This window comes from Nostoc sp. DedSLP03, from assembly GCF_034530815.1.
Lineage (GTDB): Bacteria > Cyanobacteriota > Cyanobacteriia > Cyanobacteriales > Nostocaceae > Nostoc.
Map to the genome: position 1 here is coordinate 99,006 of NZ_JAVRCK010000011.1, position 13,231 is coordinate 112,236.

The 13,231-nt window shown below is 43.0% G+C and carries 4 protein-coding genes; 3 read left to right on the forward strand and 1 reads right to left on the reverse strand.

The annotated features are described in order from the left end of the window. Positions 1-457 precede the first annotated feature (457 nt). Positions 458-6,403: a non-ribosomal peptide synthetase gene (locus tag RM368_RS07875; RefSeq protein ID WP_322693562.1), complete on the forward strand. Its 5,946-nt coding sequence runs from the start codon at positions 458-460 to the stop codon at positions 6,401-6,403. 302 nt (positions 6,404-6,705) lie between these two features. Continuing rightward, entirely contained in the window at positions 6,706-7,887 is a 1,182-nt protein-coding gene (locus tag RM368_RS07880) for an aldo/keto reductase (protein ID WP_322693563.1), read from the forward strand. A 92-nt stretch (positions 7,888-7,979) separates the two neighbouring features. Here the strand turns inward: RM368_RS07880 and RM368_RS07885 are convergent, their stop codons facing one another. Further along, on the reverse strand, positions 7,980-9,308 hold the full coding sequence (locus tag RM368_RS07885) for a hemolysin family protein (RefSeq protein WP_322693564.1): 1,329 nt from the start codon (positions 9,306-9,308) through the stop codon (positions 7,980-7,982). Positions 9,309-9,548: 240 nt separating this feature from the next. Between RM368_RS07885 and mfd the strand changes: the two genes are divergently transcribed. Further along, a complete protein-coding gene (gene mfd, locus RM368_RS07890) occupies positions 9,549-13,130 on the forward strand; it encodes a transcription-repair coupling factor (RefSeq protein WP_322693565.1) in 3,582 nt (1,193 codons plus the stop codon). Positions 13,131-13,231 lie beyond the last annotated feature (101 nt).

Genomic DNA, 13,231 nt, shown 5'->3' on the forward strand with positions numbered 1-13,231 from the left:
AAGCAAACTTTCGTTAAAAAGGATAGAGTATTTTTTGATATTGTAATATGTAAATTATACACGCTCATGCAACAATTATTTTTTTAAAACAGATTAAATCGGTAATTCATAATATGCCAATATTTCTTATCTTTAATTAATAGTTAAGGCAGTATTAGTAAAAGTTGATAAATAGGCTAATACACAGATAATAAATGGATTAGCTAGATATTCCAAAATACTTTTTATACATAAATATTATTATTTAATAATTAGTCGATATACTACAAATGAAGTTACAACCCTTTAATTTAGTAGTATTTGCCAATCTTACAGCTAAAAAACTTTGTTTTTGTATTCCCATACTCTCAGCATCAAGACATTAATTTGTAGCCTCATATAAGATTTATATAAACACATATTAAAATAAAGAATAATTTAAAAACTTGGACTTATTAATGGAGCTGATACATAAAAAATGCAGATAAATAGCCAAACTACAGAATATAAGAAAAATATTCCGTTAGATACCTTAACTTACATCATAAACGCTCAAGTTTTAGAAGAATCGAATGACACCCAAGTAGTCGCTCGTCAGGATCTGTGCATTCATCAAATGTTTGAGATGCAAGTAGAGCGATCGCCCCAAGCCATTGCAGTAATATGTGAAAATAAACAACTTACTTATCAACAGTTAAACCAGCGGGCGAATCAACTAGCGCACTACCTGCGTTCTTTAGGCGTTGGGCCGGAAGTACTTGTGGGTATATGTCTGGAGCGCTCCTTAGAGATGATTATAGGACTACTGGGTATTCTCAAAGCTGGAGGCGCTTATGTGCCTTTAGATCCAGCATATCCCTCAGAACGTTTAGCTTTTATTTTGGAAGACACCCAAACAGCAGTATTGTTAACCCAAGAAAAATTGGTCAAGAACTTACCACCCCATCAGGCACAAGTGGTTTGTCTGGACTCAAACTGGCAAGGGAATATCCAAAACAGTCAAGAAAATCCTGTAAATCAAACTACAGCTGATAACCTCATCTACGTAATCTACACATCTGGTTCTACAGGACAGCCCAAGGGTGTAATGATCCCTCACCGTGGTATTTGCAATCAACTCCACTGGAAGCAAACAACTTTTGGATTAACTCACGCAGACAAAGTTTTACTGACTATTTCTTTTAGCTTCGATCCCTCAGTGTGGCAGATATTCTGGCCATTGTGCTTTGGGGGGCAATTGTTCATAGCTCGGCCTGGTGGACATCAAGATACAGCCTATCTTGTGAAGGTAATTACTAAGCAGCAAATCACCGTCCTGGCTTTAGTACCTTCCATTCTGCGTGTCTTATTAGAAGAGAAGGGAATTGAAAATTGCCGATTCATCAGACACATTACCTGCGGTGGAGAAGCTTTACCTGGCGAACTTATAGAACGCTTCTTTGCCCAACTGAATTTGGACAATGTTTTACATAATTGTTACGGGCCGACAGAAGCTTCTATTGATACTACTTTCTGGAGTTGCCAACGTGACACTAATTATGCTATAGCACCCATTGGTCGTCCGATTACCAATGCAGAGATTCACATCCTCGATGACAATTTGCAGCCAGTGCCTGTTGGTGAATCAGGTGAACTGCACATTGGCGGTATTGGTCTAGCGCGAGGTTATCTTAACCGTCCAGAATTGACCATAGAGAAGTTTATTTTTAACCCCTTTAGCTCTGAACCTGGGGCACGCCTTTACAAAACTGGGGACTTAGCACGTTATTTGAGCGATGGTAATATCGAGTTCCTTGGTCGCATTGACCACCAAGTTAAAATACGTGGCTTCCGAATTGAATTAGGAGAAATTGAAGCCATACTAGCTCAACATCCAGCACTGACGCAGACTTTAGTCATAGCCAGAGAGGATGCGCCTGGGGACAAGCGACTCGTAGCATATATTGTTGCCAGTCCAGAGCAAATTCCTAGTCAAGCTGAATTGCGTCGCTTTTTGGAAGCTCGGTTGCCAGAATACATGGTGCCTGCTTTCTTTGTCTTTTTGGACACCCTACCATTAAATCCCAACGGAAAAATAGACCGCCGCGCCTTACCTGCACCGGATACATCTTATATTAGGCTGTCAAATAACTTTGTTCCACCTCAGAATTCGACAGAAGAAGTCTTAGCTGGCATTTGGGCGAAAGTTTTGTGTCTGGAACAAGTAGGCATCCACGACAATTTTTTTGAATTGGGAGGGCATTCACTCCTGGCCACTCAAGTGATGTCTAGAGTTCGTCAAGCTTTTCAAATAGAAATAGCGTTGCAACTCTTATTTGAGAATCCCACGATCGCTACTTTAGCTCAAGCAATCGCCCAAAACCAAACTCCAAAAAACGACCCCCAAAATCAGACCATTCCTCAAATAGCCAATCGGCAATCAGCCCCTCTATCCTTTGCCCAGCAGCGAGTCTGGTTTTTGGAGCAGTTGGAACCCAACAGCCGAGCGTATATTGTCTCCAATGCACAACGCTTAACGGGCAAGTTAAACCTGGATATATTACAACAGTCACTAGATGCGATCGTTGTCCATCATCAGGCATTGCGAACCAACTTTATGACATCGCCTGATGGTAGCCCCATACAAGTAATTGGCACGCCTCGGCCAGTGGAACTTAAAATCATTCAGGTAACAAAGGAGCAAGTAAAATTGCTCCTAAATCAAGAGGTGCAACGCCCCTTCAACTTAGAATTTGACTTAATGCTGCGTGCTACTTTGCTCCAAGTAGACGAACAGGAGCATATACTCTTGTTAATGATGCACCACATCGCTTCAGATGGTTGGTCAATTGGTATTCTTTGGCAGCAGTTAATAGCGCTTTATGAAGTCTTTTTGAGTAGTAAGCCTTCCCCATTAGCAAAATTGCCCATTCAGTATGCGGATTTTGCTGTGTGGCAGCACCAATGGCTATCAGGTGAGGTACTTTCTAAGCAAATTAACTATTGGAAAACCCAATTAGCAGGTGCTAATACTGTACTGGAATTACCCACCGACCGACCACGGCCACCAGTGCAAACTTACCAAGGCGCAGCTCAATCTCTGATACTACCGCCGACTTTGAGTGCATCACTCACAGAACTCTCGCATCAGGAGGGTGTAACTCTATTCATGACATTGCTGGCAGCTTTTGGGACAATACTGCACCGCTACACCGGGCAAGAAGACATTCTTATCGGTTCTCCCATTGCCGGACGTAACCGTTCTGAGATTGAAGAGTTAATTGGATTTTTTATTAACACCGTTGTTTTACGCACTAATTTTGCGGATAACCCCAGTTTTCGTTCAGTGCTAAATCGAGTTCGCCAGATGGCATTAGCTGCTTATGCCCATCAAGATATGCCCTTCGAGAAGCTGGTAGAAGAACTGCAACCAGAGCGAGATACCAGTCGCAACCCACTGTTTCAAGTGTGGTTTAATATGCTCAACTTAAGGGACATTCAACTAGAACTACCTGGAGTGGCTATCGAACCAGTCTCGATCCTAGAAACAGCTTCTAAGTTCGACTTAACCCTTTACGTTACAGAACAAAATCAAGGAATCCAACTTGATTTAGTTTACAACACCGCTCTGTTTACTTCAGAACGTATGATGGAAATGCTCGATCAATTCCATCACTTGCTAAATCAAATTGTTGCAGCTCCAGAGAGGAAAATTAGTTTATATTCTCTGGTGACACCAAAAGCGCAACTTTTGCTGCCAGAACCAAGGGCGGTTTTACCAGAACCACAGTATCAGTTGACGACAACAATGTTTAGCTCTTGGGTAAACCGTACCCCAGAACATTCATCACTTCGTCAAGGAATTCGCACTTGGAATTATGGGGAATTGGGCAAAACCGCTCAAACTTTGGCACAAGTTTTGTTATCTCACGGAGTAGAGCGGGGAGATGTCGTAGCCGTATATGGTACACGCAGCTTTGGGCTAATTGCCAGTATGCTAGGCGTACTCTTGAGTGGCGGTGTATTACTCACCCTCGATCCGAAACTTCCCAGCCAACGCCAGCGCCTGATGTTACAGGAAGCTAAAGCTAAATACATATTATATATTGATGATCAGCGTCCAGAAGACGAAAAGATAAGGGAGTCTTTAACTAGCATCTGTGTCAACCGAGACACAGGAGAAGCTATAAATTTCCAAAAGAGGATTGAAGCCGTAAATCTACCTGAAATCACTGACGACGATGCAGCTTATATTTTCTTTACTTCCGGCACTACTGGTGTGCCCAAAGGGGTGCTGGGGTGTCATAAAGGTTTGGCGCATTTTCTGAACTGGCAGCGACAGACCTTTGAAATTAATCAGCAAGACCGCGTTGCTCAATTAACTGGTCTTTCTTTTGATGTCGTTCTTAGAGATATCTTTTTACCTTTAACTAGTGGTGCAACCCTATGCTTGCCAGAAGAAGAGGATAATCTAGAACCAACGAGAATTCTGTGTTATTTGGAAAATGAGCAAATTTCTGTACTGCATACAGTTCCTTCGCTGGCGCAATTATGGTTAGCGAATGTGCCGTCAGGAGTCTCTTTACGTAACTTACGCTGGTTATTCTTGGCTGGAGAACCTCTGAAGGAAACCCTTGTACTTCGGTGGCGGGATGCTTTTCCAGAATCAGGTGAAATAGTTAATCTCTACGGCCCGACAGAAACAACTTTAGCAAAGTGTTATTACCGAGTACCTGTTGAGTGTAGCCCTGGTGTACAGCCAGTAGGATTGCCGCTGCCTCAAACCCAAGCACTGGTTTTCACATCAAATAACCAACCATGCGGTATAGGCGAACCGGGTGAGATTGTAATCCGAACTCCATTCCGCAGTTTGGGCTATATCAATGCCCAACAAGAAAACCGTTCTCGATTTGTCAAGAACCCTTTTCGGAACGATCGCCACGATTGGCTTTATTATACAGGCGATCGCGGCTGCTATCGTCCAGATGGCTCTCTAGAAATTCTCGGACGCCTCGATCATCAAGTCAAGATCCGGGGGATACGCATTGAACCAGGGGAAATTGAAACGGTGTTAGCTCAACACCCAGATGTACTTCAGACTGTAGTCATTGCTCGTGAAGATGTTCGCGGCGAGAGATGTTTGGTGGCTTATATTATACCGAATCAAGACTCAGCAATTGCAATTACTAATATCCGTAGCTTCCTGTCGACAAAATTGCCACAGTATATGCTACCTTCGGCTTTTGTAGTGCTGGACACCATGCCCTTAACTCCCAACGGCAAGGTAGACCGTCGCGCTTTACCAGCACCAGACTTATCAAGGCAAGAACCAGAAGCGAGCTTTGTTGCTCCCCGCAATCAAGTGGAACGCCAGTTAACCCAGATTTGGGAACAAATTTTAGGCGTTCAACCGATTGGTGTTAAGGATAACTTCTTCGAGCTAGGAGGACATTCTATCCTAGCAGTAAAACTGTTTTGGCAAATTGAAAAAACATTTAATAAAAACCTGCCTCTTGCTATTCTTTTCCAGTCAGGTACTATAGAGGCTCTAGCCAAAATAATTTGCCAAGAAGATTTAACAAAAAACTCGGCTTTAGTAAATACCTTAGACCAATCAAAATCTTGGTCATCCCTAGTAGAAATTCAACCCAACGGCTCCAAGCCACCTTTTTTCTGTATTCACGGGCTGGGTGGAGAAGTCTTATGTTTCCGTGAATTGGCATTACATTTGGGGACAGAACAACCATTTTACGGATTACAACCACGAGGGCTAGATGAAAAACACCCTCTCCATACCCGCATTGAAGATATGGCAGCGCACTACATTCAAGAAATTCAGACCCTTCAACCTCATGGCCCTTATTTTCTTGGAGGTTATTCCTTTGGGGGTACAGTTGCCTTTGAGATGGCTCGGCAACTCCATGAGCAAGGCGAAGAAATTGGCATTTTAGTTATGCTTGATAGTTGTCGTATAGGTTATAGCTGGCAGTCGCCATTTCTCAAGCGAGTTTTTTTGCATTTAAATAATATTGTTCAGCAAGGGCCTAACTATCTTTGGCAAAAGGTTGTGAGATGGAGTTATTGGCGTAAACAAGAACTGCAAAATACATATAACCGTTATTTGGAAAACGTACTTCATGTACCTGAAACTGACAAGCATTTAAAAATTATAGATACTAACACTCAAGCCCTTAGCGACTATATTTTTTCACCTTACTTTGGTCGAGCTATTCTTTTGCGGACAGAGGATAGAAATCGGGACGAAGCTATAGGCATAGAATACGATCCTCAATTTGGCTGGGACGAGGTAGTAGTTGGGGGATTAGATATTCATTATATTCCCGGATCTCACCTTGACATACTTAAAGAACCCCATGTACAAATGTTAGCTGAAAAATTGAAAACTTGCTTAACTCAGGCACAATCTCAAATTGTAAAAAATTAATTTGAACTTTTCCGTGAATTCACCTTTGCACAACTCAGCACTGCTGGGTTGTTTTGCTATTTCTTGGTCTAAACTTGAAATAATAATAGAAAAACGCTTGCTAGTGGTAACTAGAGTGAGATAATTATTCTGTGGAACTGGAATATTGGTAAAAATCCAATAACCAAAAGACCTGACCGATTTAAGAATGCGATGAATATTGCTAATGTCACAGATTGAACAGAGGAAATGATTGTGGCACTAGAAGCTGGAATGAGTATCGTTTTTAGATTTTAAGTTGGTAAGCAATCTACAATCCACTGATGCTATATAGAAGATTTGGACGCACAGAATTACAGATGCCAGTGTTTTCCTGCGGTGGCATGAGATATCAGTTCAAATGGGAGGATGTTCCCAATCATGAAATTCCTGCTGATAACCAGGCAAACTTGGAAGCGACTATTAGAAGGGCAGTCGAGGTTGGGATTAATCATATTGAAACTGCTCGTGGTTATGGCACTTCTGAAATGCAATTGGGGAGAATATTGCCCAAGTTTCCCCGCGAAAAGTTGATTGTTCAGACAAAAATAAATCCAAAGGCAGATGCGAAAGAATTCCGAGAAACGTTTGAACAATCTTTGAAAAATCTCCAGCTAGATTATGTTGACCTTTTAGGGTTGCACGGCATTAATCATCCTGAGTCGTTAGATGACAGCATCCGTCCCGGCGGCTGTTTGGAAGTAGCACAGCAGTTGCGAGCAGAGGGAAAAGTTAGATTTATCGGCTTTTCCACACACGGTTCGACAGATATAATTGTGCAGACAATTAATACCAATCAATTTGATTACGTAAACCTGCACTGGTACTACATTAATCAATGGAATTGGGCGGCAATCGAAGCAGCTAAACGCTACGATATGGGGGTGTTTATTATTAGCCCTTCTAATAAAGGAGGTTTGTTGTATGAGCCTCCTCAAAAATTAGTAAATCTTTGCGCTCCATTGAGTCCAATGGTGTTTAATGATTTGTTTTGTTTGAGTCATCAAGAGGTACATACCCTGAGTTTAGGAGCAGCAAAACCACAAGATTTTGATGAACATCTGAAGACTTTAGAATTATTAGATCGAGCATCAGAAATTTTGCCGCCAATTTTAGCAAGATTGGAACAAGAAGCGATCGCTACTTTGGGAGAAGATTGGGTAAAATCCTGGGAAACAAATCTCCCAACCTATGACGAAACCCCTGGTGAGGTAAATATTCGGGTGATTTTGTGGCTGCGGAATTTAGCGATCGCCTACGATTTAGTAGACTACGCTAAAATGCGCTACAACCTGCTTGGCAATGGCGGCCACTGGTTCCCCGGCAACAAAGCCGATCGGCTAGATGAATTAGATTTAGGGAAATCTCTTACCCGTAATCCCCACGCCGATAAAATTCCCCAACTCCTGAAACAAGCTCATCAGATGTTGGCGGGTGCAGAGGTGAAACGTCTTTCTAGCGCTTGATAAATTGCATAAATCGGGCATTGGTGATGGCATATGGTAAATAGTAAACAATAATTATCAATGCCCAATGCCCAATCCCCCAATCCCCAATCCTAATCAGATTTTTTCGTATCTGCTGATTTAACTGCCTTCGGTACGACTAGCACCTTATCAACGCGATTACCATCCATATCCATCACTTCAATTCGCATACTTTGCCATTCAAAATGATCTGCTGCGGCAGGAATACGACCTAAATGGGTGATCACAAAACCGCCTAATGTTTGATAACTACCGCGTTCCTCAGATTCCCACTCTTCCATCCCAAAAAGTTCCAAAAACTCCTCTACAGGCAACATCCCATCCAAAAGCCAGGAACCATCTTCGCGTTGTACAGCTTGTGGTTGATCCTGTCCATCCGTTGAAGGAACATCACCCACGATTTCACTCATGATGTCGTTGAGAGTGACTAATCCTTGAATTACGCCGTATTCATCCACTACCAACGCCATGTGAGTGATCGTTTGCTTGAACAATTCCAAAACTTTCAAGCCACGGGTGCTTTCTGGCACAAATACAGGCTGTCGCAATCCGATGGTCAAGTCTAGTGGTTCCCCTCGGAAACTTCTGGCTAATAAGTCGGTGACAGGAATAACACCCAGCACATTGTCAAGTCCCCCCTGACAAACTGGATAGCGAGAATAAGCACTATCAACCATTTTTAGGCGATTTTCTTCGGCAGAGTCGTCTAAGTCTAGCCAAACAATATCAGGACGAGGTGTCATTAAGTAACTAACAGGGCGATCGCCTAAACGAAAGACTCGCTCTACCATATCCTGTTCAGCTTCCTCAAAGGTTCCCGCCTCTGTGCCTTGCTCGATTAAGATTTTAATTTCTTCTTCGGTGACTTGCGGCTCAGTAGAAGCTGTAATTCCCAGCACTCGCAAGATCAAATCTGTAGAAGTGCTCAAAAGAAAGACTACAGGAGAAGCGATCGCAGCCAAGGCTTGCATCGGAATCGCTACAATCGAGGCAATCCTTTCTGGATTATTTAATGCCAAACGTTTTGGTACCAATTCGCCAACAATGAGTGACAAATAGGTAATGAGCAAAACCACTATTCCAAAAGATATCGGTTCGCTATAAGGTGCTAACAAAGGTACAAGTCGCACATAGACTGCCAGTCGGTTGGCAATTGTTGCTCCTCCAAAAGCACCAGTTAAGATACCGATTAAGGAAATACCCACTTGAACAGTTGACAGGAAATGATTTGGAGACTCTGCTAATTTCAATGCTGCCATTGCCTTGGCATCTCCTTGATTGGCAAGCTGTTGTAACCTTACTTTCCGTGCCGAGACAATCGCCATCTCAGACATAGAAAACACGCCGTTGGCAATAATTAGCACCAAAATGATTGAAATTTCAAAAGTGATGGGGGACATGTTTAAAATTGCCGCTTATCAGAGCGAATGTAGCTCAATACCTAGTATCTAGTATTAAAGGTGCTTCTATAAATGCTTTGATTGTACACAAAGTAGTAGTTATAGTTCTTAAGTTTATTAGTCACTGTGCATTATTCTTCTACCGCAAGAATAAGAAAGCTGTTAACACTTTTAAAATAGTTGACATAAACTGCCTCAAGATTTGCTGACCCACAAAGACTCCCATCGCTAGTAGTACTTATGTCATTTTCTTCTATTGTGCGTGCCTTAGGCCGATCGCCGCTCACCACTGAATTTATTTCTAAGCTGAATCGACACCAAGAATTGCGGTTAAATGGCATTCCCAGGCTGCCCAAGACTCTAGTGGCTTCGGCATTAGCGCAGTCTCAGGGTAAAGATTTGTTTGTGGTTTGCGCCACCCTAGAAGAAGCTGGACGCGTTTACGCACAACTGGAGGCAATGGGATGGCAAACAGTACATTTTTACCCCACCTCCGAGGCTTCTCCCTACGAACCTTTTGACCCGGAAACTGAAATGAGTTGGGGGCAAATGCAGGTATTGGCAGATTTACTCAAAAATCAAGAGTCATTAGTCATTAGTCAGTTGTCATTAGAAACAAACCAAGAACAAATGACAAATGACATAGACGCGCCAGCGGCTTCCCGCAGGGTAGGACAAATGACAAATATGGCGATTGTGGCTACTCAAGGGGCGCTGCAACCTCATTTACCACCACCAGAAGCTTTTGGTCAATTCTGTCTTACCCTAAAAAAAGGGATGGAATTAGACTTGAATAGCTTCAGTGAGAAAATAACTATTTTGGGGTATGAAAGAGTTCCTTTGGTGGAAATGGAAGGGCAATGGAGTCGGCGGGGCGATATTGTTGATGTGTTCCCGGTTTCTTCTGAATTTCCAGTCAGGTTGGAATGGTTTGGTGATGAAATCGAGCAAATGCGGGAATTTGACCCAGCAACCCAACGTTCCGCCCTCGACAAAGTTGACCAGTTAATTCTTACCCCCACTAGCTTTACTCCCATCGTGATGGCTGCACTGAAAAATAGTGCTGAGTTCGGAGTGCTGAGTGCTGAGTTAAATTCTGACTCAGAACTTAGCACTGCGAATTCATCAATGTTGGAGGGTAGCCGTCGCTTTTTGGGGTTAGCATTCGAGCAACCAGCATCTCTGCTAAACTACTTAGCAGAAAATACCTTGATTGCCATTGATGAGCCAGAACAGTGTCATGCTCATAGCGATCGCTGGGTAGAAAATGCCCAGGAACAATGGGTAATGGCGCATGGAGAAGGATCAACTCCCCTAACATTGCCAAAAATTCACCGTTCGTTTGATGAGTGTCTGGTTGATGTTGCCAGATTTAAAACATTATATTTATCGGAATTATCAGAGGAAAATGATGGGATCAATCTTGCCAGCCGTCCTGTTCCAGTCACGCCACACCAGTTTGCTAAACTAGCTGAAACCATCCGCCAAGAACGCGATCGCAATTTTTCGATCTGGCTGCTTTCTGCTCAACCTTCGCGTTCTGTCTCGCTGTTACAAGAACATGATTGTCCGGCTCAGTTTATCCCCAATCCCCGCGACTACCAAGCTATTGATAAGCTGCAAATCAACCATACTCCCATAGCCTTAAAATATTCTGGTTTGGCGGAATTAGAAGGTTTTATTCTGCCTACATACCGATTGGTAATCGTTACAGATCGGGAATTTTTTGGGCAACATTCTTTAGCGACTCCTGGCTATATCCGCAAGCGCCACAAAGCTACTTCTAAACAAGTCGATCCCAATAAGTTGCGTCCGGGCGATTATGTCGTTCATAGAAATCATGGTGTTGGTAAATTTGTCAAGCTGGAAAGTTTGACAATTAATAACGAAACACGTGACTATTTGGTAGTGCAGTATGCTGACGGGTTACTCAGAGTCGCAGCCGATCAAGTAGGTGCTTTATCGCGGTTCCGCGCCGCAGGTGATAAAGCACCAGAACTCAATCGGATGACTGGTAAAGCTTGGGAAAATACCAAGAATAAAGTCCGCAAAGCGATTAAAAAATTGGCGGTGGACTTGTTGAAACTGTATGCAGCGCGATCGCAACAACAAGGTTTTAGCTTTCCAAGCGATATGCCTTGGCAGGAAGAATTGGAAGACTCTTTCCCTTACCAACCCACAACGGATCAACTCAAAGCTGTACAAGATGTAAAACGCGACATGGAAAGCGATCGCCCAATGGATCGCTTAGTTTGTGGCGATGTCGGTTTCGGAAAGACGGAAGTGGCGATTCGTGCTGTTTTTAAAGCAGTCACCGCCGGTAAACAAGTGGCACTCCTTGCGCCAACGACAATTTTAACACAGCAGCATTACCATACACTCAAAGAACGTTTTGCTCCCTACCCCGTAAATGTCGGTTTGCTCAACCGTTTTCGTTCCGCCGAAGAACGCCGCGATATTCAAAAGCGATTAGCAACGGGTGAATTAGATGTAGTAGTTGGTACACACCAACTTTTAGGTAAAGGCGTGACATTCCGGGATTTAGGACTATTGGTAGTAGATGAAGAACAGCGGTTTGGGGTAAATCAGAAAGAGAAAATTAAAAGCTTGAAAACTCAAGTTGATGTGCTTACCCTCTCCGCCACTCCCATTCCCCGAACTTTGTATATGTCCTTGTCGGGAATTCGGGAAATGAGTTTGATTACCACCCCACCTCCAACCAGACGACCAATTAAAACTCATCTATCACCAATAAATTCCGAAAGTATCCGCACTGCTATTCGTCAAGAATTAGACAGAGGTGGACAAGTATTTTATGTAGTTCCACGAGTAGATGGAATTGAAGAGACAACAGCCAATTTACGAGAAGTAATACCGGGAGCTAGGTTTGCGATCGCTCACGGTCAAATGGATGAAAGCGAGTTAGAATCAACCATGCTCACTTTCAGTAATGGCGATGCAGATATCCTAGTTTGTACGACAATTATTGAATCTGGCTTAGATATTCCGCGAGTCAACACGATTTTGATTGAAGATGCTCACCGCTTTGGATTGGCACAACTGTATCAATTACGCGGTCGTGTGGGACGTGCAGGGATACAAGCTCATGCTTGGTTATTTTATCCGAAGCAACGGGCATTATCTGATGCGGCACGGCAACGATTACGAGCGATTCAGGAATTTACTCAGCTAGGTTCTGGGTATCAGCTAGCAATGCGCGACATGGAAATCAGAGGCGTGGGTAACTTGCTAGGTGCAGAACAATCCGGTCAAATGGATGCCATCGGTTTTGATTTATACATGGAAATGCTTGAAGAAGCAATTCGGGAAATCCGCGGACAAGAAATTCCGAAAGTGGAGGATACCCAAATTGACCTTAACTTGACAGCATTTATTCCGGCGGATTATATCACCGATTTGGATCAAAAGATGAGTGCATATCGGGCGGTAGCGACAGCTAAATCTAAATCAGAATTAAAGCAGATTGCAGCCGAGTGGAGCGATCGCTATGGTAGTTTACCAGTGTCGGCAAATCAACTTTTGCGAGTTATGGAACTCAAACAGCTAGCAAAAAAACTCGGATTTAGCCGAATTAAACCAGAAAACAAGCAGCACGTCGTCTTAGAAACGCCGATGGAAGAACCCGCTTGGAATTTGTTGGCGGCGAATTTACCAGACAATCTCAAGACGCGGTTTGTATATTCTCCTGGTAAAGTGACAGTGCGTGGGTTAGGGGTATTTAAAGCAGATCAACAATTGCAAAATTTGATTGATGCTTTCGGGAGAATGCAAGGTGCGATTCCAGAGGCGGCTGTTGTTTAATTGGGATAAAAAGATTAGTCATCAAATGAAAACCTATGTCATTTTGAGCAGGCTGGAATTCCAAACCCGGCCCTTTGAGTCTAGTTAGTAGAATTAAAGGA

Excerpts from the sequence above, each read along its gene's own strand:
- RM368_RS07875 (WP_322693562.1), top strand. The coding sequence starts at position 458 with ATGCAGATAAATAGCCAAACTACAGAATATAAGAAAAATATTCCGTTA.
- RM368_RS07880 (WP_322693563.1), top strand. The coding sequence starts at position 6,706 with ATGCTATATAGAAGATTTGGACGCACAGAATTACAGATGCCAGTGTTT.
- RM368_RS07885 (WP_322693564.1), bottom strand. The coding sequence starts at position 9,308 with ATGTCCCCCATCACTTTTGAAATTTCAATCATTTTGGTGCTAATTATT.
- mfd (WP_322693565.1), top strand. The coding sequence starts at position 9,549 with ATGTCATTTTCTTCTATTGTGCGTGCCTTAGGCCGATCGCCGCTCACC.